The sequence below is a fragment of the Streptomyces sp. SA15 genome, from assembly GCF_002291145.1.
In the GTDB taxonomy this organism is placed as follows: Bacteria; Actinomycetota; Actinomycetes; order Streptomycetales; family Streptomycetaceae; genus Streptomyces.
On the sequence record NZ_NTGE01000057.1, the window covers coordinates 17556 to 43077 of the forward strand.

A 25522-nucleotide genomic window follows, 5' to 3' on the forward strand; every position below is an offset into this window, starting at 1 on the left:
CTTACCCCTCACACCTTGTCGAACCCGTCCCTCACGACCTCCCGCGCCAGCGCCTTCCGCGGGCCGTCCAGTTCCGCGGCGATACGGTCCGTCCGGTCGGCGTCGGCGGTGACCGCGGCCGCCACCGGCACGCCGTCGCACAGCAGTCGCTGATCCCCATGTCGACCCAGTACCGCTACGACGGCCTGGAGCGCGAGCACCGCGCATCGGTCTACCACGGCGGCGCGTACAAGTACGAGACGTTCCGCTGGTACGACGAGGTCAGCACCAAGGTGAACCCGCCGGGCTCGACGGCCCCGATCACGAGGACGTACTTCGACGCCCTCGGCCGGGTCACGTCCGTCAGGCACTTCGCCCAGGACTCCTCCACCACGACCGCGGTGCGCACGACCGCCTACGAGTATGACGCCCGGGGCAACCGCCACAAGGTCACCGACCCGGCGGGCAACGTCTGGTCCTACACCTACGACGCCCGCGGCCGCGTGACGTCCGCGACCGACCCCGACACCGGCACCACGGACACGTGGTACGACACGGCCGACCGCCCGAACCGCGTCAAGAACGCACGCGGTCAGGAGATCTTCACCGAGTACGACATCCTCGGCCGGGCCAGATACGTCCGGCAGGGCTCGGCAACCGCGACCCCTGTCAAGGAATTCAAGTACGACGAGGCCCCCGGCGGCATCGGCCAGCCCTCGGCGTCCATCCGCCACACGGACACCGGCGACTACATCAACAGCGTCACCGGCTACGACGCCGACTCCCACCCCACCGGCAGCGAAACGGTCATCCCGGCCAACGCGATGACGACGGGCCTCTCCGGCACGTACTCCTACACGTACACCTACACACCCACGGGCAAGCCGCAGTCGGTCACCCTGCCAGCCAAGGGCGGCCTGGCCCAGGAGAAGGTCGTCACCCGCTACAACGGCGACGGCCTCGCGGAGTCGACCTCGGGCCAGAGCTGGTACACGGCCGACGCCACCTACTCGCCGTACGGCGAGGTCCTGCGCACGGTCTCCGGCTCCCAGCCCGCCCGCGTGTGGACGACGAACTTCGTAGACCCTCACACGGGCCGCCTCCAGCGCACGGTCACGGACCGAGAGACGGCGGGCCCCCACCGCATCACGGACAGCCACTACTCCTACGACGCGACGGGCACGATCACCTCCAACGCCCGTGAGCTGGCGGACGCGGCCGGTACGGCGTGGGACACCCAGTGCTTCACGTACGACGTGACGGGCGAACTGGTGAACGCCTGGACGTCGAAGCTGGAACCGGACGGCAACGGCACCGGCTGCAAGGCGGCGAGCGGCAGGACGTGGGGCCCGCGCACTTCGTACGCGTTCTCGTCAGGCCCGGTGGCGGACGCGCCGGACGCGGTGGCGGACGCGTCGGCCCCCGACGACTCCCTGTCTTCGACTCTCACCGCAGCGGCCCCGGACGCGACCACGGTGTCGACGGGCGCGACGGCCTACCGCCAGTCGTACACCTTCGACTGGATCGGCAACCGGGCGACGATGACCGAGCACGACCCGGCGGACGTAACCAAGAACGTCACCTACTCCTACGGCTACGGCAAGACGGTCACCGGCAACGGCACGACCCCGTCATACAAGACCCAGCCGCACACGATGACGTCGATCACCTCCAGCCCGACGGGCCGGGACAGCGCCTACACCTACGACGCGACGGGCAACACTCAGCTCCGCGACCTCCCCAACACCACCCAGAACCTGGTCTGGTCGCCGGAAAACAAACTCGACTCGATCACCGACAACGGCAACAAGACGACGTACGTATACGACGCCGACGGCAATCGCCTGCTGGAGAACTCGGCGACGGGCTCGACGCTGTACTTGGGCGAGACGGAGCTGACGACCAACACAACAGGCACGATCACCCGCGCCTCACGCTCCTACGCCCAGGCCGGCGCCCCCACGGTGGTCCGCACCACGACCAACGGCGCGACGACGGGCCACAAGCTCAACGCGATGATCGCCGACCACCTGGGCACGGCGAACACGACGGTCGAGCTGTCCGGCACCCAGCCGGTGACGCGCCGGGCCTTCAAACCGTATGGCGAGCTGCGCGGCCCGAAGCCGGCCAACTGGCCGAACAAGCGCAGCTACTTGGCGTGGGGATTGACGACGCGGCTACGGGGCTGACCCATATCGGCGCGCGGGAGTACGACCAGTCCTCGGGGCGCTTCCTCTCTGCCGACCCGGTCATCGACATCGCGGACCCGCTGCAGATGAACGGGTACGCCTACAGCAACAACAGCCCGATTTCACACTCTGACCCCACGGGTCTGTGGCTCGATGACGGTACCGGTCACAGCGAGCCGCGCTCCGACGGCGCGAGCGGCAATCAGAGCCCGACCCCCGGTATCCCCGCCGGCGGGACCTCGCAGAAGAACGAGAAGGCCACATCGGACTGGATAGCCAGCCAGACTCCAGTCACGAACGATTCCCAAAGTCTCCAGAACATTTTCTCGGAGAGCAGCCCGAACGGGCACGCACCGGATGGCAACTATTGGTCTAACCCCAGATATGAGAACAGCGGCCAGAGCAACGCGTGCTTCGGTCGGCTGGCCTGCGCCAAGGCCTACAGGTTCCTGCTGCACAGCGACAACGTGGCAGAGGCCAAGCGCATAGCCGCCACTTACTGCATCGAGAATTTCAGCGAGTGTGAGGCCGACGCCCGGGCGTATGACCGAGGCAAACTGATCGAAAGCTTCGCAGCTGAATTGATCGGCGGCGGCTGGGGAGTGAAGAGGATCAAGGGAGCCGTCGGCTGCAAGTGCTTCCTGGCCGGTACGGATGTCCTAATGGCCGACGGCACCACGAAGGACATCGAAGACATCGAGGTTGGGGACGAGGTCCAGGCCACGGACCCCGAGAACGGAGAGACCGGTCCCCGTAAGGTGACCCGGCTCATCCGTACTGAGAGCGACAAGTACTTCAATGAGCTGTCCATTGCCACCGAGGACGGCGTCGAAGAGCTAACGGCCACGCACGAGCACCCCTTCTGGTCTCCATCCGAACGCGACTGGGTGACAGCCGGTGACCTTAAGCCGGGCATGACCCTGCTGACCGACGACGGCGACACCGTCATCGTCACAGGCAACCGTCCTTTCACCAAGCACGCACGGACGTACAACCTCACAGTCGACGACCTGCACACGTACTATGTGCTGGCGGGGGCCACGCCGGTCCTGGTTCACAACAGCAACTGTGGAATTCGTCAGCATGACAAAGCCCGTGGCGCTGCCGGTGTCGATGAAATGACGGAGACGTTTGAGAAGTTCTACAAAAAGTCTGATATCTACAGCGAGAGCTACGGGAATGGACTTGATTTGTGGACCCCTTACGGCAGGCGTCAAGTGGATATCGCGGTCAGGAACCCAGACGGAAACCTTCACCTTTATGAGGTGAAGGTGAATAAATCGAATTACACCAGGGGTCAGCGAAGGAAGGACGAATGGCTAGCGAAGACGTACGGGTTTGAAACCTCGGTCGTCCGGCGCGGTACAGAGTGTCCAATCTGCAACCCCTAACCTGAGAGGATGGCCTGTGAGTAGCGACTTCGCCTTCTGGAAACGCTCTGCCGGGGACCCTGAGGAAGTCTTCGACAACCTTGCTGAGGGCGACACCAGCGACCTTGTCGTGAGCCCTGACGTATTGCGGTTCCGGGAGGAGTTGCTGACTAGGTGGCCAGATGTGGACGACGTTCTGGAGCCGTCTCGATTCGACCTGGAAGAGGAACCGGATGACGCCGGGAAGTATGTCCTCCTGACTCTCTCGATTCGCCAACTGGATTATCTCCCTGAGATTCTTGACATGGCGAAGAGGAACGGCCTCGTCGGATTCAGTGGAGTGGCGGGCGAGCCGATTTAGGCTTCCGATTCACTACACATCCTTGAGTCAGCAACGGGCCGCCATGCCTCGATGGGGGGCTTCGTGGATGATCGCTGTGTACTGCGGTGGCTGCTCCCGGTGAAGGATGACCTGGCGCTTGATGCGGTGGGAGATGCGGTACTCGATTTCGTGCGGGCGCAGGGACGGAACCGCCTCGCGGAACAGCGCGCGGGCGTGTTCCGGTGTCTGGAGCAGGCGAGGGTTGTTGATGACCTGGGTCACGCGTTAGCACGGTGGCGTGGTGCTCCACACCCCAGCCGTGATCAACAATCTCGCCACCTGAGAATGGGTCACGAAGGGTGAGCCCCTCTGCGTGATCGCAGACTCCGGAACCGGCAAACCGCCTCGCCCGCACCAAGGCCAGGGCCGAAAAGGCTGGCACCCCTGATCCCAATTCTCAGACAACATCCGACATCCGTAGTATTCCGGCATGATCGACCAGCCTGTCCTGGCACCGTTCGTTCTGGACGAAGGTGACCCAGCGCACTCCGCGCCCTGTCTGATGCTCTTTGACGCAGACCTGGAAGAGGTTGAAGACGTCTTTGACGAACTCAACGCTGAGGGCAACGGCCATGGCTGGGAAGGACTCGCCCAGTCGCTCGTCCACTCAGCCATGCCCGAGATCGCCGACCGGCTGGAATTCGGATCAGAATCCGGCACCTTCGTGGTTACGAGCAGCGACATCCATGCCCTCAGGCAGCTAGGCACAGCCCTGCACACGCTCTTCCACGACCGAGGCCTCCTTGCACAGCAAATCCTGGCCGCCGACCCCACCTACCTGCCCCGATAAGCCCTGGCCCGGCAAGCCGCGTGGGGCCAGCCCGCACCGGAAGCTGGGGCTGTTTCACAGCGGTTACGCCGGTAGCGGCCGTTGTGGTCGTCGCGCTGGCTCTGACCCTGGGGGACCTGCCCGAGGAGCTTGCTTCGGGCGGTACGACCATCCGCGTCGGGGATCCGGCAGCACCGGTCACCCTGCACCTGTGAGTCGCAAAGGCGAGTGGGCGCAGGCGTTGGTCAGGTCATGGTCATGTCCCGTCGAGTGGTGTAGCGACCTGGACTGGCGAACTCCGGATGGTCAGCACGAGGCCGACGACCAGGATCAAGGGGTGATTGGCAGATCTGTTCCACCCCCGCGAAGGAAAACCCCAGGTGATGTGGCCGTGCCGGTGGAACAGATCTGCCAATCACTGGGTGAGCGTCCGGGCCCCCGCGCAGATCGCGTGGTGCCCCGGGGTGGTGGCCACGTGCAGCCGCCCGGAGTCCGGCAGTCCGGATGGCTCCACTACGTGGAGGGGCGTGGTCGAGGTCATGGCCGGCCGAGTCCATCACCGGGGTGACGCTGCATCCGAAGCGGTCTACTCATGGGCGCTGGGCGCACTGCTTTCGCGCGTGGAGATGAGTCCCAATTGGTCAGAGCTTCACCCGGGGCCCTGCAACAACGGCACACTGATCAGCCCTGAGCGCGGATATCAGGGAACCGAGCTGGCGGCGTCCGGTGGTGAGTATGGTTGCCGACTCGTCGCTTTCCCTCATGAGGATCGTTCCGGTGAGGGTGGTGGCGAGGTAGACGCACGCGGAGGCCTCCTGGCTGTACGTGGACTTCTGCCAGTGCAGTACGGTCATGGAGCGCTCCTTCAGAGGTTTTGGGCAAGTTGGGTGATGAAGTCACGTGACTTCGCCGGAGGAAGTGCCGCTTGCTCGACCCGGTCCAGGATCAGACCGTAGCGATCCAACTGGGCCGGTGAGTCAATGAGTTCCGCGCCATGGTCGGTATCCAGCTGGACGGTGTCCAGTTGGGGCACCGATCCGTGGAAGTAGTCAATGCCCTGGCCCGAGGTGTGAAAGGGGCCGCTGTCGAAGGGGATGACGGTGATCGTGACGTGGTCCAGTTGGCCGATCTCGTTGAGATGGTTGAGCTGGGTTCGGACGGTGGCACGGTCGCCGAAGCGCATGCGGAGGGCGGCTTCGTGGATGATCGCCGTGTACCGCGGGGGCTGTTCGCGGTGCAGGACTTCCTGGCGCTTGATGCGGTGCGAGACGCGATGCTCGATCTCGTGGGGCTTCAGGGGTGGCACGGTGTAGCTGAACAAGGCGCGGGCGTGGTCGGTGGTCTGGAGCAGGCCCGGGATGTTGATGACGTGCGCCACGCGCAATGCGGTGGCGTGATGCTCGACCTCGGTCAGGTCCAGTACGCGGGGGGACAGGATGTCCCGGTACTCCTCCCACCAGCCGCGCCGGCGCTCGCCGGTCAGCGCGGCGAGGGCCTCGATCAAGGGTTCGTCGGTGCAGTCGTAGTGCCGGGCGATCGCGCGGACGCGGTCGGCGCTCACTCCGTAGCGCCCCGCTTCGATGTTGCTCACGCGTGACTGCGTGGCCCCGACCAGCGCTGCGGCCTGCGTGGCTGACAGGTCCGCCCTCTCGCGGAGCCTGCGCAACTCGACCCCGAGGCGGCGGCGTCGGGCGGTAGGGAGGGGGCTTGGTTGCGGCATTGGCGGCGACTTCCGTTCGTACGTACGTAGTGCGGGTCACTCACAAGAAGGCAAGAGGGGCTACATTCCCTGATGTTTAGGGAATGTAGTCCATGTCGTGCTCTACGGTGAGATCCAAGCCGCTCACCCGGCGTCGCCGGTAAGCCGGATGCGCACCGCGACCCTTCACATGCGCGGCAGTGCCACCGCCCGGTCGAGTGTCGAGCGAACCAAGTCCCCCCACCGCAGGAGGCGTTCATGGTCACCGTATCCCCGTCGGAGTGCGAAGGGTCCTCAAGTTGGGCGTATGCCCTCCAACTGCCCCACGATCCGCGCGCCGCGCGCATCGCCCGTGTCACGCTGCGCGCCGTCCTCGCTGGGCATGGCATGTCCCAACTCCAGGAGACCGCCGAGCTGTTGGCCTCGGAGCTGGTCACCAACGCGTACCGGTACTCGACCGGGCCCGCGACCCTCCGCCTGCGCGGCATCGACCGCAGCCGACTACGAGTGAGTGTCTGGGACACCAACCCGCACATCCCTCCTCCCTTCGACAAAGGGCCGGGCCCTCTGTGCCCTGTCCCGGCTGAGGCCGTCGGCGGGCGAGGGCTGTTCCTCGTATGCCATTACGCGGACGCGTGGGGTGGCTGTCCGCTCGGGGACGGTGTCTTCGGGGCGGGCGGGAAGCTGCTGTGGTGCGAGGTCGGGCCGTCGGCCGGACGTGACGAGAGGGTCGCCGCGTGATCGCACTTCCTCGCTCGGGCCTCGGCCACCACGCGCCGGGCTCCGTCAGTGATCTCTTCGAGGTCCTCCATGTCGAAGATTTCCCGCTTGATCTCGTCCCAGGAACGGAAGCTGGTCACTGGTGCGTCTCCTTCCTGTGGCGCCAGGCCAGATGGGTCCCCCCGCGTACCAAGAACTCTGTCTCCGTGCGGCTGTCGCGGGACGCCGGGAACCTGCGCGTTTGGGACAGCAGCCCACATCCTTCCATCGGAGTGAAGTGGGTGAGTCTCGACGCCGAGTCGGGGCTTGGGCTCTGGCTATTACCTGCCCCGCGAGGCCGGTCGTCGGTTCACTCGTTGAGGTGAGGCGGCTGTCATCCCCCCTGGATACGCTGAATCGTCAGGCGAGACTCCGTCCCATGGGAGCACCGATGAGTGCCACAACCGACGACGGGCTGCACGACGAGCCGGCGTACCGCTGGCCGATCCCGCCCCCCGAGGGCTGGACCGCGGACGACCTCGACCGGATTCCGGGCCTCCCGCCGCACACCGAGTTGATCGACGGGAGTCTCGTCTTCAGGAGTCCACAGACCCGATTTCACGGCCGGACGATGGGTCTGCTGGACAACACCCTCCTTGAGCAGGCACCGGAGCACCTGGACGTCGACCGCGAGATGACGGTCAAGCTGGACCCCAAGAACCGGCCCGAGCCGGACATCGTGGTGTTCCCGGCGGATGCGGTGACCGGCCCCAACCAGACCTGGTACGAACCCGAGGACATCCTCCTCGCCGTAGAAGTCGTCTCCGCCGACTCCCGAGAGCGCGACCGCGAGGTCAAGCCACGCAAGTACGCGGCAGCCGGTGTGCCGCACTTCTGGCGGGTCGAGCAGGACGACGACAAGGGCCTTCCCGTCGTGTACGTCTACGAGCTCGACCCGGCCACGAAGTCTTACGGTCTCACCGGGATCTGCCATGATCGGCTGCAGGTCGCGGTGCCGTTCGACATCGAGATCGATCTGACGGCCGTCAACCGGCGCGGGCGCTGACGGACCACCGCCACCGTCCGCCCCGGGCTCGCCCGTCAGGTCCCGCACCCGCCCACCCGCCGCGTACTCACCGCGATGTCGTCCAGCCGGACGTCGTACGACGACGGAGTCGGGTCCGCCTGGTACAGCTGCCAGCCCAGCTTCAGCTTGTCGAAGGTCGGGAAGACGAAGTCGTCCGTGGTGCCGCCGTGGTTCTTCGTGGAGACCGTGAGGTCGGGCTGCTCCACGCCGTTCAGGTACACCGTGACCCGGTTGTCCGTGGCGTCCAGGTGGAATTCGGCGCACTGCCACTTCCCGGCGACCGCAGGTGCGGATGTCTTCCAGGCCGTCCAGTCGCCGGTAAGGCCCAGGTCAGAGCCCACGCCGAAGAAGTTGCCCCGGTCGGTGGGGGCGTACTGGCCGCCGAGCGGGCGGACGAGGGTCGGGGAGTCCGAGCCCGATGCCTCCGCGATCGTCCAGTGCGCCCAGTCGGGGGCCGTGGGGAAGTCGGCGACATGCAGCCGCATGCGGGCCCAGTAGCTGTTGCCCGGCGGGGCGAGGTCGGGGAAGACGAGGAAGGCGCGGCCGTTGCCCTCGGTGCGGATGCGGAGTTCGCGGCCGTGGCCGGTGGTGCTTGGGGCGACGGTCAGGGTGCCGTTGGAGGTGTCGGTGGTCCAGCCGCGGCCGGCCGTGACCGGGCCGAGGGGGAGGCGGTCGAAGGTCTCCCGGGCGAGGGTTCCGTGGGGGGTGGGGGCCGCCGAGGCCGTGGGCGGGAGCGCGATCAGCGCGGATGCCGTGGCGAGCAGTGCGGCGGCGGCTTTCCTCAGGAGTGCCATGAGCGCAGTCTCGCAACAGGAGTTTCTCCTGGAACAGCAGTTGCGCTGCAAAGTGGCCGAATGTCTTCGTCTCTGGCTTGATCGGCTCAGGTGCTCTTCTTCGTCTGCCCCGCTGCGAGGATCTCGGCGACGTCCAGGGTGACCTTCGCCCCGAGTGAGTCGGGGAGGGCGACCACTTCGCCGGGGGCGTGGACGCGGTGGGTGGCGTACTCGTCCTGAGCGGGATCGGTGAGGACGTGGAGGCGCTGGTGCTTACGGTCGACGATCACGTAGACCGGGACCTTGGCGTTGGCGTACGCGGTGACCTTGGTCTGCAGGTCCGTCTTCCAGTTGCTGGAGGTGACCTCCAGGACCAGGCGGAAGACGACGGGGTCGTAGCAGTTGCGCTCGATGTGGTGGTCGCGGATGTCGGCGTCGACGACGCAGAGGTCGGGCGTCGCGAAATCGTCACGGGTGTCAGGGAGCCAGATGCTGACATTCTGGAGGACTGCGGACTCACCACCGTGGAGCCCTGCTGCGAGGAAGGGGAGGAAAAGGTCGGTCAAGACCCAGGCGTGAGGAGCGTCCGGGGACGGGGTCACGAGGATCTGGCCTCCGATGATCTCGACGCGATACCCCGGATGGCGCTCCATGATCTCTTCGGCCAGGGCCGTCAGAGAGATGTCGTCGTGCGGTTGCTGCTCGACGGCTTCTGCGGACATCGGTGCCTCCTGTGGGCTGGTGCCGAGAGCATCATCGTAGGCCGGGCGGGCCGCAGGGGTCCCGTTCCCACCCCTTCACCCGATCGTGGCCACGCACGCCCGAGGGCCCCGCTTCCAGCCGGGAAACGGGGCCCTCACAGTCGTACGAAACAGTACGAAACGAGACGTACGAAAACGACGAACGACCTCAGAAGCGACGCGTGATCAACGCCCGCTTGACCTCCTGGATCGCCTTCGTGACCTCGATCCCTCGCGGGCACGCGTCCGTGCAGTTGAAGGTCGTGCGGCAGCGCCAGACGCCGTCGCGGTCGTTCAGGATCTCCAGGCGCTGCTCGCCCGCCTCGTCACGGCTGTCGAAGATGAAGCGGTGGGCGTTGACGATGGCCGCCGGGCCGAAGTACTGGCCGTCGTTCCAGAAGACCGGGCAGGACGACGTGCACGCCGCGCAGAGGATGCACTTCGTCGTGTCGTCGAAGCGTTCCCGGTCCTCGGCGGACTGCAGGCGCTCGCGCGTCGGCTCGTTCGTGTCCTTCGTGATCAGGAACGGCATCACGTCCCGGTACGCCTGGAAGAACGGCTCCATGTCAACGACCAGGTCCTTGAGGACCGTCAGGCCCTTTATGGCCTCGACCGTGATCGGCTTCTCCGGGTTGATGTCCTTGATCAGCGTCTTGCAGGCCAGACGGTTCTTGCCGTTGATCCGCATGGCGTCGGAGCCGCAGATGCCGTGGGCGCAGGAGCGCCGGAAGGTCAGTGTGCCGTCCTGCTCCCACTTGATCTTGTGCAGGGCGTCGAGGACACGCTCCTTCGGGTCGATCTCCAGCTGGAAGTCTTCCCAGGCCGCTTCCGCCGAGACCTCGGAGTTGAAGCGGCGGATGCGGAAGGTGGCCGTGATGTACGGGGAGTCGGCGAAACCGGGCTCGGGAGTGCCTGCCGCGTCCGCCTTGTCCAGGGTCGGGGTTGCCATCAGTACTTACGCTCCATCGGCTGGTAGCGGGTCTGGACGACCGGCTTGTAGTCGAGACGGATGGACTCGGTGCCGTCGTCGCCCACCTCGCGGTACGCCATGGTGTGGCGCATGAAGTTGACGTCGTCGCGGTTCGGGTAGTCCTCGCGGTAGTGACCGCCGCGGGACTCCTTGCGGGCCAGGGCCGACACCGCCATGACCTCGGCCAGGTCGAGCAGGTTGCCCAGCTCGATGGCCTCCAGCAGGTCGGTGTTGAACCGCTTGCCCTTGTCCTGGATCGAGACGTTCAGGTAGCGCTCGCGGAGTTCCGCGATCTTCTCCACCGCCGTCTTGATCGTCTGCTCGGTGCGGAACACCATGACGTTCGCGTCCATGGTCTCCTGCAGCTCGCGCCTGAGCACCGAGACCCGCTCGGTGCCGGTGGCGTCGCGCAGACGCTCCACCTGGTCGAGCACCAGCCGCGCGGGGTCCTCGGGCAGCTCGACGAAGTCGGCCGTCTGCGAGTACTCGGCGGCCGCGATGCCGGCCCGCTTGCCGAACACGTTGATGTCCAGCAGCGAGTTGGTGCCGAGGCGGTTCGCGCCGTGGACGGACACGCAGGCGACCTCGCCGGCCGCGTACAGGCCCGGGACGACCGTCGTGTTGTCGGCGAGGACCTCGCCCTCGACGTTCGTCGGGATGCCGCCCATCGCGTAGTGCGCGGTGGGCTGGATCGGGATCGGGTCCGTGTACGGCTCGATGCCCAGGTAGGTGCGGGCGAACTCGGTGATGTCGGGCAGCTTGGCGTCCAGCTGCTCCGGGGGAAGGTGCGTCAGGTCCAGGTAGACGTGGTCGCCCTCCGGGCCGCAACCCCGACCTTCGCGGATCTCGGTGTAGATCGACCGCGACACGACGTCACGCGACGCCAGGTCCTTCATCACCGGCGCGTACTTCTCCATGAAGCGCTCGCCGTCCTTGTTGCGGAGGATGCCGCCCTCACCGCGGGCGCCCTCCGTCAGCAGGATGCCCATGCGCCAGATGCCGGTCGGGTGGAACTGGAAGAACTCCATGTCCTCCAGCGGCAGGCCCCGGCGGTAGACCGCCGCCTGGCCGTCGCCCGTCAGCGTGTGCGCGTTCGACGTCACCTTGAAGAACTTGCCGCAGCCGCCGGACGCGTAGATCACGGCCTTCGCCTGGAAGACGTGGATCTCGCCGGTCGCCAGCTCGTACGCGACGACGCCGGACGACTTCTTGACGCCGTCGACCTCGGTGATCAGCTGGTCGAGGACATAGAACTCGTTGAAGAACTCCACGCCCTCCTTCACGCAGTTCTGGTACAGCGTCTGGAGGATCATGTGGCCGGTGCGGTCGGCCGCGTAGCAGGAGCGGCGGACCGGGGCCTCGCCGTGGTTACGGCTGTGACCGCCGAAGCGGCGCTGGTCGATCGTGCCGTTCGGCGTGCGGTTGAACGGCAGGCCCATCTTCTCCAGGTCGAGGACCGAGTCGATGGCCTCCTTCGCCAGGATCTCGGCGGCGTCCTGGTCGACCAGGTAGTCACCGCCCTTGACCGTGTCGAAGGTGTGCCACTCCCAGTTGTCCTCCTCCACGTTCGCCAGCGCGGCGGCCATGCCACCCTGCGCGGCGCCCGTGTGGGAGCGGGTGGGGTAGAGCTTGGTGAGCACCGCGGTGCGGCTGCGCTTCGTGGACTCGATGGCCGCGCGCATGCCCGCGCCGCCGGCGCCGACGATGACGGTGTCGTACTTGTGGATCTTCATGATTCTCGCAGCCCCGTGCCTAGCGGATGTTCGGGTCGAAGGTGAAGATCACCAGCGTGCCCAGCAGGATGGTGAACACCGTGGCGGTGTAGAGCAGGCCCTTGAGCCACAGCCGGGTGTTCGGGCGCTCCGCGTAGTCGTTGATGATCGTGCGCAGGCCGTTGGCGCCGTGCAGCATCGCGAGCCAGAGCATCAGCAGGTCCCAGACCTGCCAGAAGGGGGACGCCCAGCGGCCGGCCACGAACGCGAAGCCGATCTTGGAGACGCCGCCGTCGAGCACCAGCTGGATCAGCAGGTGGCCGATGACCAGGACGACCAGCACGATGCCGGACAACCGCATGAACAGCCAGGCGGCCATCTCGAAGTTGCCCCGCGTGGTCTTCGGGGTCTTCTTGGTGCGCTTGCGCGGGGCCTCGATGAGGGGGGCCGGGTTGTCGACGCTGTAGACGGAGTCGCCTTCGACGGGGCCGATCCCGGACGCGGTGGTTTCGGTGGTGGACATGGGCGTCAGCTCCCGAACAGTTCACGAGCGGCGTGGCCGAGGACGGGGTAGATCGCCCCGAGCATCAGCACGACCCACAGGCCCATGACGGACCAGAACATCTGCTTCTGGTAGCGCGGGCCCTTCGACCAGAAGTCGACGGCGATGACGCGCAGACCGTTGAGCGCGTGGAAGAGGATGGCGGCGACAAGGCCGTACTCCAGTAGCGCGACGATCGGCGTCTTGTACGTGGCTACGACCTTGTCGTAGTCCTCGGGGGAGACACGGACAAGTGCGGTGTCCAGTACATGGACGAACAGGAAGAAGAAGATGAGGACGCCGGTGACTCGGTGAGCCACCCAGGACCACATTCCTTCCCGGCCGCGGTACAGCGTTCCAGCCGGCACGGAAGCCCTCCGGGAGCGGGGATTGGGGCCGCGCCGGCTTTCTGTGTCGGTCGGGCCCGGCCGGGTACGGTCCACCGGCCCCCAGCATCGTAGCGAGACGCTGCCGCTGGGCTTAGCCGGGGGTTGGGGGTGTGATCAAACTGGCACGCGGATGGGTGTGCCGGGCGGCTACTGGGGTGGGATGTGCGGTGATTTGCCGGGTTCGGCACCGTTTGGGCTGATCGCGCAGTTCCTCGCGCCCCTAAGGACCTCCGCCAAGCGTCCCCTTGCAAGGCGCCGGAGTTCGTCTGCCGTAACGATCCGCTCCTCCTCCGGATCGTTTGTCAATCGTGACCGGATGGCCTCCAGGACCCGGTCGAGGGCCTCGCTCGGGGGGAGGTCGTCCAGGCAGATGACGAACGTGTGTCCGAATCGAATCTCGTACGCCGCGTGCGCAGCGCTCAGTGCCATGCGGGCGGCGGAGTACGCGCTCTCCGGCAGGACCGGCAGTGACTCTCCCGCCAGTGCCTCCACCAGATCCTCCGGCGTCAGGTCGTACGCCGCCTCGTCCGATGCCGCCAGGAGGGCGTCCAGGGTGGGGTACGGGCGGTGGTCGCTGATGCGGTGGGCCCACTGGACGCTGTGTAGGCAGGTGAGCAGGGTGCCTACGGCGTCAGCGGCGGAAGCGGTGTTGAAGTGCTCCAGTGGGGAACGCGTGCCGGGCGTCGTGCCCCGGGTCTGCTCGGATATGGCGACTTGGCCAGGAAGGTGTGTGGGCGTCACGTGCGTTTCGGCAGGGGGAGCTGTGAGAGATGTGGCGTCACGTTATCGAGAGTGGATGTGACGTGTCCGACGGTTGCCCGAATTTCATCCGAACGGGAGTGTTTCGGAACGCGTGGTGGACGCACGCAGGTGTCCGGAGGGCCTAGGTTGGCGCCGTGAGTCAGCACAGGCGGAGTCAGTACGGCCGGGCGTCGGCGAAGAGGGCGTTGCAGCAGACGTGGGTGCTGATCGTCGCGGTGGTGGTCGTGGTGGTGGGGGCCGGGGTGGGTCTCGGCCTGTGGGCCGGCGGCGGCAGTGATGCGAGCGGGCCCACCGGGTCGGCGCAGGAACAGCCTTCCGCAGGCCTGCCGCCCGCCGCCTCGAAGGCCCCGAGTCCGTCGCCCACGCGCTCGTACCCGCTGTCCAAGAGCCCGCGCACGATCCCCGCCGTGCGCGCGCACACGCCGGCGCGCGGTCCCGGCTGGAGCCCGGCGAAGGGGCTGCGGGTCGTGGTGAGCGACCGGGACCTGGCCGACGAGGGGCGGCTGCTCGCCGGGGAACTGGGGCTGTCGTACGCGGGCGAGAGGGACGACGTGCGCGCCGGGGACGTACGGCTGGCGCTGAGCGGTGACGAGGGGGCCGACCCGGAGTCGTACACGATGACCGTGCGCGGTGGGCGGGTGACCATCAGCGGGCCCGCGGACGCGGGTGTGTTCTACGGCACTCGCACGCTCAAGCAGGAGGTGCACGGCGGCGGTACGGCGCCGGAGGGCGTCGTGCGTGACGAGCCGGCCAAGCCGGTGCGCGGGTTCATGCTGGACATCGCGCGCAAGCACTTCACGGCGGACTGGATCGAGGCCCGGGTCCGGGAGCTGGGCGACCTGAAGTTCAACCAGATCGGGCTGCACTTCTCCGACGACCAGGGGTTCCGGATCGAGTCCGACTCCCACCCGGAGGTCGTGTCGAAGGAGCATCTGACCAAGGCGCAGGTGAAGCAGATCGTCGGCATCGCGGCCGACCGGCACATCACCGTCGTGCCCGAGATCGACTCGCCCGGGCATCTGGGGGCGGTCATCGACGCGCATCCCGATCTGCAGTTGCGCAACACGCGGGGTGTCGCGGCGCGCGGCGCGGTCGACATCTCCGAGCCGGAGGCCGGCGAGATCGTCGACGACCTGCTGAACGAGTACGCCGACCTCTTCCCGGGCGGCCAGTGGCACCTCGGCGGTGACGAGTACCGGGCGCTGATGGTGTCCGACCCCGAGGCGTCCTACCCGCAGCTGGCCGCCGCCGCGCGGGAGGCCTACGGCCCCGGCGGGACCGTCGCCGACCTCACCACCGGCTGGCTCAACGACCGCGCCGACACCGTCCGCGCCCACGACAAGACCCCGCGGGCCTGGAACGACGGTTTCTTCCGGGGTACGTCCGTGCAGCCCGACAAGGACATCCAGGTCGCGTACTGGACGGGCAAGGAGATCGGCGCGCGGCTGCCGACCGAGTATCTGGGCGCCGGCCGGAAGCTGATCAACTACAACGACGAGTTCCTGTACTACGTCCTCGGCCAGCCGCTGACCTTCGTCTATCCGACCGGGCAGCGGATCTACGAGCAGTGGACCCCGCTCGTCGTGCGCGGCACGCGGGCGGTGTCCGCGAAGTACGACGGCCAGATCCTCGGCGGGTCCTTCGCGGTGTGGTGCGACCTCGCGAACTCACAGACGCAGGACCAGGTCGCGGCCGGGATCCGGATGCCCCTGCGGGCGACGGTGCAGAAGCTGTGGGATCCCGGGAAGCCGGAACTGTCCTGGGCGGAGTTCAGGGCGCTCGCCGATCGTTTGGACTGAACCGGACTGAACCCGGGGGCGCTCCAGGGGCGGATTGTCCCGTACGGCTGCGAACGGGCGTACGCCTGTGGTGTATTCGGGCCGAGTCGTAGCGAACAGCCGGGGGGAACCGGAGATGGGTTACTGGGGGTACTTCGTCGTGGGCCGCGGTGAGCGGCCGCTCGCGGAGTCGAAGGCGTTGGGCGGCGTCGAGGGGATGACCCTGCGGGCGTCGGCGCCCGGGGGATGGCAGGTGTGGGAGTACCCGAGCGGTGACGGTGACGTCGGGAACATGAACGCCCTCGCCGGGGAGACCGGGGCGCCCGCGCTCTTCGGGTACGTCATGGACAGCGCCTCGGTGGTCGTGGAGGCGGCGGCGCCGGAGAGCGGGGCGTGGACGACCTGCCTGGGCCGGGCCGCGATGGCCGGGTACCTCGGGGCCGACAAGGAGGGGCTGACCCTGGAGGACTACTTCCTCCAGCCCTCGGACGCCGCCGAGCGGGCCGTCCACTGGGCCGCCGAGGCCGGGCACACGGTCGAGGAACAGCCACTGCTCGAGGTACTCACCGCCGACACCGACCCCGCGACGGACCAGTTGGCCGAAAACCTCTTCTTCCGGCTGCTCGACCGGCTCGGCGTGGTGCCCCTGTGACACTCCGGAGCCGTCGCACGCAGTAAGGGGAAGTGCGGGTTCCGTAAGGGAGTACCGCCTGGCGAGTGAGCCGAAGGGGCGCGCCTGTTTCGAGAGGTCGAGCGCGCGGAGGCCCGAAGGGTCGAGCACGGTCGGGCTCTCGAAACAGGCTTTGGCGCCCCGGAGGTGAACCGAGCCCTTAAAGAAGGGGAGTCGTTGGGATGAGCCTGGTGGAGCTGATCGCTCAGGCCGACGAGCGCGGACTGGCCGCCAGCGGGTTGGCTTGTCTGGATCGGTGTCTGCCCTTGCTGGGCGGTGACGACGAGGTTCTGCGGCCCTTGTGGGCGGAGCTCGCCGGCGGTGGCGGTGACTGGGGCGAGTGTCTGGAGCAGGTGCGCGGCAAGCTGGGCGACGCGGGGGACTCCGACCTCGGGCCGGAGGCCTCTGTGACGGACGAGGCCGCGCTGCTGGCCCGCCGGATGCTCGACGCCGCCCCCGCGGAGCGGTCCCCGGCCGAGGTGCGGGTGTGGGCCGACGCCTGCTCCGTCGCCGCGCTGCGGATCCACCGGCTCCTCGAGGGCGCCGCCACCGACGAGGCCGGGGAGTCCTTGGCCGACGCCCGCCGCGAGGGCCGTACGGAGGGCGTGTCGCCCCTCGTCGCCGCCGAACTGCGCCGCCAGATCACCGTTCTGGAACTCCTCGCCGGTCACGGCGCGGCCGGCATCCGCCCGGCACTGGAGGTGTCGACGGAGGGGCGGCGGATCCTGCGCGCGGTGGTGTCGCGGCGCACGCGGCGACGGGGCTGAGCGCCGCAGAGCCGACCCGGCAGCTCACCGCACCAGCCACTTCACCACCGTGTCCCCGTACCGCGGTCTGCGTGTGGTACGCGGTCAGGTCGAGGCGCAGAGAGGAGCGCGCGGGAGGGGCGAATCATCACTCGCGCGTAAACCTCGCTCCTGAGAGAGTCCTGTGACCGCCGTGCGGTGGAGGTGGGGCGGTCCTGCACCGGTTGCGCGAAGCCCTCGGATCCCTGTGATGAAACGCCGCGCGACCACGCTCTTCCGGGTGTGACGACACATCAGGAAACCAGGCCCTCAGCTGCGACGAAGCCGGTGCGGTGGGCGGCGGACGCGGTGGCGACCCTGCGCGAGGGAGCGCGGCTGCGCCTCGACTACTCGGCGCAGAGCCTGTGGAGCGTCGACCGGATGATCGACGGGATACGCCGGGAGGGGACGCCGTATCCCGCCGTGGAGACGGTGCTGCGCGGTCTCGGGGCGTACGCCGGTGAGGTGATCGTCCGTCAGACCGGCGCCGAGTGGTGGGCGGGCGGCGGCGACCACTGGGTCCGTACCCCGGACGGCCGGCTCTGGGACCCGATCGACGAGGCCCGCCGGTGCTTCACCGGGGACGGGTCGCTGCGGTTGCTGTGCCGGGACGCGACCGACGCGGCCGCGTCCCGGACGTAGTGCCTGTTACGGCGTCAGCGTCTGGCCCAGACGGCCGTCCGTCGGGGTGCCCAGCGTGGTCTTGCTGTAGATGACGGAGTCGGCGTAGCCGAGGCCCGTGCTGTTGCTCGGCAGGTGCAGCAGGATGCCGTCCGTGCCGTCCTCGCCGTCGGCGCCGAAGGTGAGGTCGGCGCGGCCGTAGCCGGAGAGGTCCGACAGCGACACCGACGAGCCGAACACATCGCCGGACTCGGTGGAGCCGGGGATGCCGGCCGTGTCCTGCGAGACGGCGACCGATCCGGTGCCGGTCAGGCCGGACGACGTGCCCTTGACGAGGAACGCGATGCCCGCGTTGGAGCGGTTCACGCCGTCGCGGGTCAGGTCCTCGCCGGGGGCGCCGGCGAGGGCGTCCGCGTAGCCGTCGGCGTTGTAGTCGCCGACCGAGACCGAGGTGCCGAGGGCGTCGCCGGACTGGTTGGCGTCCGGGACGTACGCCGTGTCCTGGTGGATCGTCGTCATGCCGGTGGTGGTGAAGCCGGTCGACGTGCCGGGGACCATGGTGATCTGGCCGCCCGACTTGCCGCCCGACTCGGACGTGACCGGCTGGCCGATGACGATGTCGTCGTAGCCGTTGCCGTTGACGTCACCCGCGGCGATCGAGCGGCCGCCCCGGACGGAGATGACCCCGACCTTGGTCAGCCCGGTCGCCGAGCCCGCGAAGCGGAGCACGCGGCCGATGCCGCCGGTGTCGCGGTAGTTGAGGGCGACGTCCGCGTACCCGTCCCGGTTGAAGTCGCCGGTCGCTGCGTCCAGGTAGGCGACGGAGCCGGTGGCGGAGGTGAGGGTGCCGTACGTGTACTTGCTGCTGCTCAGCCGGACCTTGTAGTTGCCGCCCTTGCCGGTGCCGGCCGCGAAGACGTCCGCCTTGCCGTCGCCGTTGAAGTCGCCGACGGCCACGGTGGAGCCCAGCTTGGCGCCGGCCGCCGTAACCCCTGAAGTGGTGTACGAGAAACCGGCGTTGAGCGCCGGGCCGTACATCACCGTGACCTGGCCGCGGTCGGTGCCGCTGGTGTCGTCCTCGCCGGGGGAGCCGATCGCGAGGTCGGCGTAGCCGTCGCCGTTGACGTCGCCCCAGGCGGTCGAGGCGCCGAAGCTGTCGCCGGTCTCCGAGGAGCCGGGCACGCCGGGGCTGTTCTGGCTGAGCGAGACCTTCGCCGCGGTGACCGGGCCGTTGACGCTGCCCGGGATCACCTTGACCGTGTTCGCCTTCGGCACGCCCGCGACCAGGTCCGTCACACCGTCACGGTTGTAGTCGGAGGTGGCCAGGGCGTGCGAGATGCCCGGGGTCTTGGCGAGGGAGGCGATCCGCGACAGCTTCGGGTAGAGGTTCCTGCCCGGGCAGGCGGTGGCGTTGGTGTCCTTGTGGCCGAAGACCCGCGGCAGCGTGACCTGCTGGCCCAGCGGGATCTTGTTGCCGCTGTAGCCCTGTTCCGCGCCGGACGTCAGCGTCACCTTGCCGGTCGGGTCGATGCCGTACATCCCGAACTTCCAGGCGATGATCCGGGCGATCGCGTCGAGCGCGACCTTGCTCGGCTGGGCCGACTCGTAGTTGCCGATGTACGAGATGCCGAGCGTGTTGGTGTTGAAGCCGGCGTCGTGCGCGCCGATCACCGGCAGGTCCATGCCACCGCTGCGGCCCTCGAAGATCTGGCCGCATTTGTCGACGACGAAGTTGTAGCCGATGTCGTAGTAGCCGCGGGAGAAGTGCTCCTGCTGGATGGAGCGCAGCCGGGCCCGGGACTCGGCGCAGGAGATCGTGTTGTCGCTGTCCATGCCGGTGTGATGGATGACGGCGGCCTTGATCTCGCTGCCGTAGCCCGGCGTGCCGTCGTAGTCCGTGGAGGCGCCCCACTCGGCCTGGGTGATGACCGGCGGCTTGACGACCGTGGAGGGCCGGGGGGCGGGGACGGTGGAGGTGGGGGACGGGGAGGCCGACACGGAGGGGGAGGCGGAGGTGGATGCCGTGTCGCTGGGGGTCGCGGTGGGTGTCTCGCTCGGCGCCTCGGTGGGTGTGTCGGTCGTGGTCGTCGTCGGGGTGTCGGTTGCCGTCGGCGCGTCGGTCGTCGTGGGCGCATCCGTAGGCGTCTGCGTGGGCGCGGTCGTCTCCGCGGTGTACGCCGCCGGTTCCACGTCGCCCACGGACGGCGAGCCCTTCGGGTCCGTGCCCGGGTCCAGCAGCTTGACGTCCATGCCGGCCGGCTGGCCGCCCGCCACGGTGCCGTCCGCGTTCACGAGGCGTACCTCGACGCCGTCGGCGGCACCGGTCCACATCGATTCCGTACCGCCGCGCAGGGCGGCCCGCTCGCCCTCGGCGCCGTCGGCCTGGGGCGCCTCGACCTCCAGCCTCTGCCAGCCGGACCACTTGCCGGTCTTCAGGTCCCGGGTGCGCACCTCGGGCGTGCCCTTGGCCTTCGCCTCGGGGTCGTCCCAGGTCACCAGCAGCGCGCTGAACCGGTCCGTGTCCTGCTGGGGCAGACTCTTGCGGCCCCCGCCCTGGTTCTTGAGCTTCAGCGTGTGCACGGACGGCTTGCGCCCCTGGGCCCTGCCGTCCGACGGCGCGGACGGATCGGCCATCGCGTACGTGACGACACCCGCCCCGCTCAGGACGACGGCTCCGATCGTCAGCCAGGCTCGTCTCTTGAGACTGAGCGGTCTGTACGCACGGGTGCTGCGAGGACTCACTAACCCACCCCTAGAAAAAATGGTCACGAAGACACCACCGGTCACACAGGTGGCATTCACACAGCGCACAGACGTGGCCGCATGTCACCGGTGCCGGCAGCGCGGTGATCGTGAAAGGTGTGACCTGTGATGTTTCTGAGGTGAAATCCGCTGGAAATTGCATGGGTCTCATCAGCAAGGAGAGCGACCGCGTGCCGTGCGCGCGCGAGATGCGCCCGTACGCCACGGCCTTCGTCGCCCGCCTCACCGCCCGGAACCGGCTGCCGCTGGACTACTCCGTGGCCAGCCTGCGCGTCGTCGACTTCCTCATCGACGGGCTGCGCAAGGGCGGGGCCGAGCGGGAACGGGCGGGGAAGACGCTGTTCGGACTCGGTGCGTACGTCGGTGAGGTGCTGGTCCGCCGGGCGGGAGCGGTGTGGCTGGACTTCGATGCCGAGCAGCGGGCGTTCTTCGGCCAGCCGGTCGGGGTGCGGATGCCGGACGGGCGGGTGTGGAGCCCCCTCGGCCGGGTCCACAACCGTTTCGACACGGGCGGGCCCGAGGAGTCGCTCCAGACCTTCTACCTGACCTTGCACGGCCGGGCACGGGGGGCGGCCTGAGCGACTGTGACACTTCTGGGGCTTTCGACGCTGATCACCGTGGAGGCGGGGGCAGATGCGGCTGTGCCGCACGCTGTGGCTCCGCCACGGACTCCGTACGGACGAGGACAGTTCTTGGGCCAGGGAGGCGAACCCCGCCGCGCGCAGGCGTACGACGGGGATCTGGGCGCGGCCGTCGCGCGGGCCCAGGAAGGTGACGAGGCCGCCTTCGCGGTCGCCTACCGGCTGGTACAGCCCGGATTGCTGGGGTACCTGCGCGGGCTCGTCGGCGACGACGCGGAGGATGTGGCGTCCGACGCCTGGCTGGAGATCGCCCGTGACCTCGGGCGGTTCAAGGGTGACGGGGCCGGGTTCCGCGGCTGGAGCGCGACGATCGCCCGGCACCGGGCGCTGGACCATCTGCGCCGGCAGAAGGTACGGCCGCGGCCGACGGCGCTCGAACAGGACGTACTGGACCTGCCCGGGCCGCACAGCACGCACGACCAGGCGCTGGAGTCGCTCTCCACGGAGCGCGCGCTGGAACTGGTCCGCGCGCTGCCGCGCGACCAGGCGGAGGCCGTGCTGCTGCGGGTGGTCGTGGGCCTCGACGGCCCCGCCGCCGCCCGCGTCCTCGGCAAGCGCCCCGGTGCGGTACGCACGGCCGCGTACCGGGGCCTGAAACGGCTGGCACGCCAGCTGGGCACCGAGGGTGTGACGGATGAGGACCCCCGGACGCTGGGGGAGTCGACATGACGGACGACGCCGACAGGGCGCCGAAGGGGCGGGACGGACCGGCCGCGTCGAGCGGACGGAGCCGGTCGAGCAGGCCGGATCGGCCGGCCGCGTCGAGTGGGCGCGGCGGGATGAACGGACAGGATGGGCCGGCGGCGTCGAGTGGGCGGGGCCGGTCGAGCGGGCCGGATCGGCCGGCCGCGTCGAGTGGGCGCGGTGGGTCGGACGGGCGGCAGGATGGGCCGGCGCGTCGAGTGGGCGCGGTGGGATGAACGGACAGGATGGGCCGGCGGCGTCGAGTGGGCGGGGCCGGTCGAGCGGGCCGGATCGGCCGGCCGCGTCGAGTGGGCGCGGTGGGTCGAGCAGCGGGTACAGGTCGGACAGGGACGGACACGGTATGGGTGAGCGACAGAGCGGCAACGGGGTCCCCGGCCGTCGACGCGTGCGCCCCGGTGACGCCGTGGCCGGACATGGGTCCGCCCACCGCGACACCGCCGCGTTGGAGGCGCTGCTCGCGGCGGCGATGCGCGGGGGCGAGGTCGGCGGTGAGGGCGAGCGACGCGCCGTGGCCGCCTTTCGGGCCGCTCGGGACGCGGGGCGGCACGGGGCACGTACCCGGCGCCGTGACGACTGGCGGCCTCGCGAGCAGCGTATGCCCCGCTCGCTGAAGGCCACGCTCTCCGTGTTCCTCGCCAGCCTTACGCTGGGCGGTGTCGCGTTCGCCGCGATCGGCTCGGGGAGTTCGCCCACGCACGACGCCGAGGACGACCGCGGCCGTCCCGACTCCTCGACGGGCGCGTCGGCCGGGCCGAGCGCCGCGCCCTCCGCCCCGAGCTCCAACTCCTCCTCCGCCCCCGCCGACCGCCCGACCACCGCCCAGGACACCGAGGCCCAGTGCCGTGCCTACGAGCAGGTCAAGGGCCGCGGCAAGGCGCTCGACGCGACGGCCTGGCAGCGGCTCGTCGCGGCCGCGGGCGGCGAGGCGAACGTCAGCGCCTACTGCGCCGAGCAGCTGGCGCGGGCGGCGGGCGACAGTAAGCCGGGCCAGGGCAGGACGGGTACGCCGGGCACCACGGAAGGCGGCGCCGGCAGCGCGGAGAACGACGGCGCGAACAAGGGCGACGCGGGTACCGGCAGCACCGGCAGCACCGGCGTTACCGGTGGCACTGGCGTTACCGGTGGCACTGGCAGCACCGGTGGTGACAGCGCGGGCAGCGGCAGCGGGGGCAGCGGTGCCGACAACGGCCAGGGGCAGACCGGCAAGGCCCAGGGGGCGAAGCCGTAGCGAGAGGTGCGGCAACCCAGGAAGCCGTAGCGAAGGAACTGGCCGCGGTTCGGGCCAGTCAGCGGCAGCCCGGCCCACGACAGCCGTCACGACCCGACGTGCCCCGAACCGTTGAACAGCCCCAAGGATCGCGGGAGTTGCCTCCATGCTGCGGTTGGCGGAAGAGACAGTAAGGTCACCGGCAGCAAGTATTCGGTCCCAGGTAGTGGAGTTGGCTGCCTTGGCATGTCAACCATAGGAGTCGGCTTGGCACCTCGTAAGGGAACCGGCTGGTACGCCGCTGTCCTGTTGACGGCCGTGTCGGCGACCGGAGCTCTCACCGGCTGCCAGACTCTTGCAGATGCTGCTTCCGCGTCGGGCTGCGAGGGTACCGAGAGCCGGGTTGACGAGCTGAAGTCGCACGGCGTTCTCGATTCTCGGCCTCAGGGGACAATCGTGCCCCAAGGCTTCGAGGATCTCGAGGCCGGCTGCTGGGAGGACAGCGGCGAGGCATGGTTGTATGCCGAGCGAACCTACGTCTTCCCCGGCGACAAGGCCGACGTGACCCACCACTACCGGGCCGCAGCGGAGCGTGAAGGCTGGAAGCCGTCCCGGGCTACCCGGCAGTCCTCGAAGGAAGACCAGCCCGCGAGCCTGTGCTTCACCCTCGGCAAGGCGGACGACGCGGCGATGCTGGACGTCTACTTCCTGACCGAGGAGATCCTCGATGCGGAAGAGAGTAAGCCCGGGCCCGAATTCAGCTCTGGAGCCGGCTACCGCGTAGCCATCGCCTCCACGGCCGACGGGTCCGCGACCAGCTGCTCGGCCTGAAATCCGGTCCGCTGCGCAGGAAGCCCCGGGTCCGCTTCGGTTACGAGGTCGCCCGCACCGCGTCCCTGTTGGCTGCATTGGCCACCGATTCCGCGCATCGCCCCAGGTCGGAGCAGTTGAACCGAGGCAACGGCCGGGGCCGCCACCCCCCACAGGAGAGGCCCCGGCCGTCGCGCGGCACGGGCCGCGCGGCGGCCCGTACTTCCTACAGCGCCATGAGTGCGTTTTCTGTCACACCCACCGGGTCGCCCGCCGGATCACAAGCCAGTTGCATCTTGGACGGACATGGACGAGCAGCGGTTTCAGGTCGTAACGTGCCTTTCGCGCCGGGGCGTGGAAGTTGAATGATCACTGCAATCATCGACGGCTCGAAGCCGCGACCATCGACTCGACCAGGTATTGAGGATCTACACGGGTGCTGGGGGACGACGCGGAGCTGACGGCCGCGGTGCTTGCGGCACAGGACGGGGACGAGACCGCGTTCCGGACTGTGTACCGCACCGTGCACCCACGGCTGCTCGGATACGTACGGACGCTCGTCGGCGACCCCGACGCCGAGGACGTCACGTCCGAGGCCTGGCTGCAGATCGCCCGTGACCTGGAGCGGTTCAGCGGCGACGCGGACCGCTTCCGCGGCTGGGCCGCCCGTATAGCCCGCAACCGCGCCCTGGACCACATACGCATGCGCGGGCGCCGCCCCGCGATCGGCGGCGACGAGACCGAGCTCACCGGCAGGCCCGCCGAGTCCGACACCGCGGGTGAGGCCATCGAGGCCCTGGCCACCGACAGCACGCTCTCCCTGATCGCCCGGCTGCCGCAGGACCAGGCCGAGGCCGTCGTCCTGCGCGTGGTCGTCGGCCTGGACGCCAAGACCGCCGCCGAGACGCTCGGCAAGCGCCCGGGTGCCGTACGGACGGCCGCGCACCGCGGTCTGAAGCGGCTCGCCGAACTGCTCGACGACGATCCGGAATCGGCCGGCGCCCTCGGCGCGATGCCTCCCCAGCGAGAACCGCACGACCGCGCGGTGACGTCCGCCAGTGTGACGCGTACGCGTGCGCGGACGCAGAAGGACATGTGATGGCCGACGAGCAGTACAGGTGGCTGGACCGCGATACGGCGGAGAGTTTGCTGAGCGGAGAGTCCCTCGAAGCCGTCGACGCGCCCGCCCGAGATCAGGCCGAACGGCTCGCCAAGACGCTGGACGCGTTGACCGTGGAACCCCCGCCGACCAGCGCCGAACTCCCCGGTGAGGCAGCCGCGTTAGCCGCCTTCCGCTCGGCGCGCGCGGAGCGCGGCGGGGAGCGGGCCGTCCTCGGTGACCGCACCCGCGGCAGTTCCTCCGACGCCGGTCTCCTCCGCGTCGGCCGCCCGGGCCAGGACACCCCGCGCCCCCGCCGGGGCCGTGTCGTGCGCCTCGGGCTGGCCGCCGCGCTGGCCGTCGGCATGGTCGGCGGGGTCGC

Annotated in this window: 25 protein-coding genes and 2 pseudogenes; 15 read left to right on the forward strand and 12 right to left on the reverse strand. The window is 68.9% G+C overall.

The window, feature by feature from the left end; translation table 11 throughout:
• Positions 1–266: 266 nt before the first annotated feature.
• A pseudogene (locus CLM62_RS51315) lies at positions 267–3241 on the forward strand (polymorphic toxin-type HINT domain-containing protein); the annotation flags it as partial.
• 334 nt (positions 3242–3575) lie between these two features.
• A complete protein-coding gene (locus tag CLM62_RS09650; RefSeq protein ID WP_095749427.1) occupies positions 3576–3899 on the forward strand; it encodes a hypothetical protein in 324 nt (107 codons plus the stop codon).
• A gap of 27 nt (positions 3900–3926) precedes the next feature.
• Here CLM62_RS09650 and CLM62_RS09655 read toward each other — a convergent pair whose 3' ends face one another.
• Positions 3927–4142: a Scr1 family TA system antitoxin-like transcriptional regulator gene (locus tag CLM62_RS09655; protein ID WP_306457897.1), complete on the reverse strand. Its 216-nt coding sequence runs from the start codon at positions 4140–4142 to the stop codon at positions 3927–3929.
• A 208-nt stretch (positions 4143–4350) separates the two neighbouring features.
• Here CLM62_RS09655 and CLM62_RS09660 point away from each other — a divergent pair, with 208 nt between their 5' ends.
• Positions 4351–4710: an Imm51 family immunity protein gene (locus CLM62_RS09660; protein ID WP_095749428.1), complete on the forward strand. Its 360-nt coding sequence runs from the start codon at positions 4351–4353 to the stop codon at positions 4708–4710.
• A gap of 394 nt (positions 4711–5104) precedes the next feature.
• Here the strand turns inward: CLM62_RS09660 and CLM62_RS51320 are convergent, their stop codons facing one another.
• The 3 genes from CLM62_RS51320 to CLM62_RS09670 form a co-directional block, all read right to left on the reverse strand.
• Positions 5105–5230: a hypothetical protein gene (locus tag CLM62_RS51320; RefSeq protein ID WP_257003773.1), complete on the reverse strand. Its 126-nt coding sequence runs from the start codon at positions 5228–5230 to the stop codon at positions 5105–5107.
• Between the two features lie 100 nt (positions 5231–5330).
• On the reverse strand, positions 5331–5543 hold the full coding sequence (locus CLM62_RS09665; RefSeq protein WP_095749429.1) for a DUF397 domain-containing protein: 213 nt from the start codon (positions 5541–5543) through the stop codon (positions 5331–5333).
• Between the two features lie 11 nt (positions 5544–5554).
• Positions 5555–6409 (reverse strand): helix-turn-helix transcriptional regulator, encoded by an 855-nt coding sequence (locus tag CLM62_RS09670; protein WP_095749430.1) that lies wholly within the window; start codon positions 6407–6409, stop codon positions 5555–5557.
• Positions 6410–6646: 237 nt separating this feature from the next.
• Between CLM62_RS09670 and CLM62_RS09675 the strand changes: the two genes are divergently transcribed.
• Together CLM62_RS09675 and CLM62_RS09685 are read left to right on the forward strand one after the other, a co-directional pair.
• Positions 6647–7129: an ATP-binding protein gene (locus CLM62_RS09675; RefSeq protein ID WP_095749431.1), complete on the forward strand. Its 483-nt coding sequence runs from the start codon at positions 6647–6649 to the stop codon at positions 7127–7129.
• A 409-nt stretch (positions 7130–7538) separates the two neighbouring features.
• Positions 7539–8153, forward strand: a complete 615-nt coding sequence (locus CLM62_RS09685; RefSeq protein ID WP_095749432.1) for a Uma2 family endonuclease — start codon at positions 7539–7541, stop codon at positions 8151–8153.
• Between the two features lie 35 nt (positions 8154–8188).
• On the opposite strand, the gene CLM62_RS09690 is transcribed toward CLM62_RS09685, so the two are convergent.
• From CLM62_RS09690 to CLM62_RS09720, 7 genes are all read right to left on the reverse strand, one after another.
• Positions 8189–8968, reverse strand: a complete 780-nt coding sequence (locus CLM62_RS09690) for a hypothetical protein (protein WP_095749433.1) — start codon at positions 8966–8968, stop codon at positions 8189–8191.
• A gap of 86 nt (positions 8969–9054) precedes the next feature.
• Complete coding sequence (locus CLM62_RS09695; RefSeq protein ID WP_095749434.1) at positions 9055–9669, reverse strand: Uma2 family endonuclease; 615 nt, start codon at positions 9667–9669, stop codon at positions 9055–9057.
• Between the two features lie 187 nt (positions 9670–9856).
• Positions 9857–10636, reverse strand: coding sequence for a succinate dehydrogenase iron-sulfur subunit (locus tag CLM62_RS09700; protein ID WP_095749435.1), 780 nt, complete (start codon positions 10634–10636; stop codon positions 9857–9859).
• Positions 10636–12390 carry a succinate dehydrogenase flavoprotein subunit gene (sdhA, locus tag CLM62_RS09705; RefSeq protein WP_095749436.1) on the reverse strand — a complete coding sequence of 585 codons (1755 nt, stop codon included), beginning with the start codon at positions 12388–12390 and terminating at the stop codon, positions 10636–10638. The genes CLM62_RS09700 and sdhA overlap by 1 nt, the downstream gene beginning before the upstream one ends.
• Before the next feature lie 19 nt (positions 12391–12409).
• Positions 12410–12892: a succinate dehydrogenase hydrophobic membrane anchor subunit gene (locus CLM62_RS09710; protein WP_095749437.1), complete on the reverse strand. Its 483-nt coding sequence runs from the start codon at positions 12890–12892 to the stop codon at positions 12410–12412.
• Between the two features lie 5 nt (positions 12893–12897).
• The gene (gene sdhC / locus CLM62_RS09715; RefSeq protein ID WP_216377600.1) at positions 12898–13278 is read right to left on the reverse strand and encodes a succinate dehydrogenase, cytochrome b556 subunit; all 381 of its coding nucleotides are present in this window, start codon (positions 13276–13278) and stop codon (positions 12898–12900) included.
• A gap of 168 nt (positions 13279–13446) precedes the next feature.
• Positions 13447–14040: a 2-oxo-4-hydroxy-4-carboxy-5-ureidoimidazoline decarboxylase gene (locus tag CLM62_RS09720; protein ID WP_095749439.1), complete on the reverse strand. Its 594-nt coding sequence runs from the start codon at positions 14038–14040 to the stop codon at positions 13447–13449.
• A 155-nt stretch (positions 14041–14195) separates the two neighbouring features.
• On the opposite strand from CLM62_RS09720, the gene CLM62_RS09725 reads away from it, so the two are divergent.
• The 4 genes from CLM62_RS09725 (at position 14196) to CLM62_RS09740 (ending at position 17936) form a co-directional block, all read left to right on the forward strand.
• Complete coding sequence (locus tag CLM62_RS09725; RefSeq protein WP_373559127.1) at positions 14196–15860, forward strand: glycoside hydrolase family 20 protein; 1665 nt, start codon at positions 14196–14198, stop codon at positions 15858–15860.
• A gap of 115 nt (positions 15861–15975) precedes the next feature.
• Positions 15976–16491, forward strand: a complete 516-nt coding sequence (locus CLM62_RS09730; RefSeq protein ID WP_095749440.1) for a hypothetical protein — start codon at positions 15976–15978, stop codon at positions 16489–16491.
• A 200-nt stretch (positions 16492–16691) separates the two neighbouring features.
• Positions 16692–17276 (forward strand): hypothetical protein, encoded by a 585-nt coding sequence (locus CLM62_RS09735; protein WP_095749441.1) that lies wholly within the window; start codon positions 16692–16694, stop codon positions 17274–17276.
• A gap of 261 nt (positions 17277–17537) precedes the next feature.
• Positions 17538–17936 (forward strand): hypothetical protein, encoded by a 399-nt coding sequence (locus CLM62_RS09740; RefSeq protein WP_095749442.1) that lies wholly within the window; start codon positions 17538–17540, stop codon positions 17934–17936.
• Between the two features lie 6 nt (positions 17937–17942).
• On the opposite strand, the gene CLM62_RS09745 is transcribed toward CLM62_RS09740, so the two are convergent.
• Positions 17943–20657 carry an FG-GAP-like repeat-containing protein gene (locus CLM62_RS09745; RefSeq protein WP_095749443.1) on the reverse strand — a complete coding sequence of 905 codons (2715 nt, stop codon included), beginning with the start codon at positions 20655–20657 and terminating at the stop codon, positions 17943–17945.
• Between the two features lie 161 nt (positions 20658–20818).
• On the opposite strand from CLM62_RS09745, the gene CLM62_RS09750 reads away from it, so the two are divergent.
• The 6 genes and pseudogenes from CLM62_RS09750 to CLM62_RS09775 all read left to right on the forward strand — a co-directional run.
• Positions 20819–21256: a hypothetical protein gene (locus CLM62_RS09750; RefSeq protein ID WP_257003775.1), complete on the forward strand. Its 438-nt coding sequence runs from the start codon at positions 20819–20821 to the stop codon at positions 21254–21256.
• A 114-nt stretch (positions 21257–21370) separates the two neighbouring features.
• Positions 21371–21988, forward strand: coding sequence for an RNA polymerase sigma factor (locus CLM62_RS09755; RefSeq protein WP_095749444.1), 618 nt, complete (start codon positions 21371–21373; stop codon positions 21986–21988).
• A 376-nt stretch (positions 21989–22364) separates the two neighbouring features.
• Positions 22365–23252 (forward strand): hypothetical protein, encoded by an 888-nt coding sequence (locus CLM62_RS09760; protein ID WP_095749445.1) that lies wholly within the window; start codon positions 22365–22367, stop codon positions 23250–23252.
• Between the two features lie 246 nt (positions 23253–23498).
• Positions 23499–24062: a hypothetical protein gene (locus CLM62_RS09765; RefSeq protein WP_218835579.1), complete on the forward strand. Its 564-nt coding sequence runs from the start codon at positions 23499–23501 to the stop codon at positions 24060–24062.
• Positions 24063–24477: 415 nt separating this feature from the next.
• Positions 24478–25140, forward strand: a complete 663-nt coding sequence (locus CLM62_RS09770) for an RNA polymerase sigma factor (RefSeq protein WP_095749447.1) — start codon at positions 24478–24480, stop codon at positions 25138–25140.
• Positions 25140–25522 (forward strand): annotated as a pseudogene (locus CLM62_RS09775) (hypothetical protein); the annotation flags it as partial. The gene CLM62_RS09770 and the pseudogene CLM62_RS09775, both read left to right, overlap by 1 nt.

What these genes read in the sequence shown, in the direction of transcription:
- CLM62_RS09660 (WP_095749428.1), top strand. Translation starts at nt 4,351, where the DNA reads ATGATCGACCAGCCTGTCCTGGCACCGTTCGTTCTGGACGAAGGTGAC.
- CLM62_RS51320 (WP_257003773.1), bottom strand. Translation starts at nt 5,230, where the DNA reads ATGACCTCGACCACGCCCCTCCACGTAGTGGAGCCATCCGGACTGCCG.
- CLM62_RS09665 (WP_095749429.1), bottom strand. Translation starts at nt 5,543, where the DNA reads ATGACCGTACTGCACTGGCAGAAGTCCACGTACAGCCAGGAGGCCTCC.
- CLM62_RS09670 (WP_095749430.1), bottom strand. Translation starts at nt 6,409, where the DNA reads ATGCCGCAACCAAGCCCCCTCCCTACCGCCCGACGCCGCCGCCTCGGG.
- CLM62_RS09675 (WP_095749431.1), top strand. Translation starts at nt 6,647, where the DNA reads ATGGTCACCGTATCCCCGTCGGAGTGCGAAGGGTCCTCAAGTTGGGCG.
- CLM62_RS09685 (WP_095749432.1), top strand. Translation starts at nt 7,539, where the DNA reads ATGAGTGCCACAACCGACGACGGGCTGCACGACGAGCCGGCGTACCGC.
- CLM62_RS09690 (WP_095749433.1), bottom strand. Translation starts at nt 8,968, where the DNA reads ATGGCACTCCTGAGGAAAGCCGCCGCCGCACTGCTCGCCACGGCATCC.
- CLM62_RS09695 (WP_095749434.1), bottom strand. Translation starts at nt 9,669, where the DNA reads ATGTCCGCAGAAGCCGTCGAGCAGCAACCGCACGACGACATCTCTCTG.
- CLM62_RS09700 (WP_095749435.1), bottom strand. Translation starts at nt 10,636, where the DNA reads ATGGCAACCCCGACCCTGGACAAGGCGGACGCGGCAGGCACTCCCGAG.
- sdhA (WP_095749436.1), bottom strand. Translation starts at nt 12,390, where the DNA reads ATGAAGATCCACAAGTACGACACCGTCATCGTCGGCGCCGGCGGCGCG.
- CLM62_RS09710 (WP_095749437.1), bottom strand. Translation starts at nt 12,892, where the DNA reads ATGTCCACCACCGAAACCACCGCGTCCGGGATCGGCCCCGTCGAAGGC.
- CLM62_RS09730 (WP_095749440.1), top strand. Translation starts at nt 15,976, where the DNA reads ATGGGTTACTGGGGGTACTTCGTCGTGGGCCGCGGTGAGCGGCCGCTC.
- CLM62_RS09735 (WP_095749441.1), top strand. Translation starts at nt 16,692, where the DNA reads ATGAGCCTGGTGGAGCTGATCGCTCAGGCCGACGAGCGCGGACTGGCC.
- CLM62_RS09750 (WP_257003775.1), top strand. Translation starts at nt 20,819, where the DNA reads ATGGGTCTCATCAGCAAGGAGAGCGACCGCGTGCCGTGCGCGCGCGAG.
- CLM62_RS09760 (WP_095749445.1), top strand. Translation starts at nt 22,365, where the DNA reads ATGGGTGAGCGACAGAGCGGCAACGGGGTCCCCGGCCGTCGACGCGTG.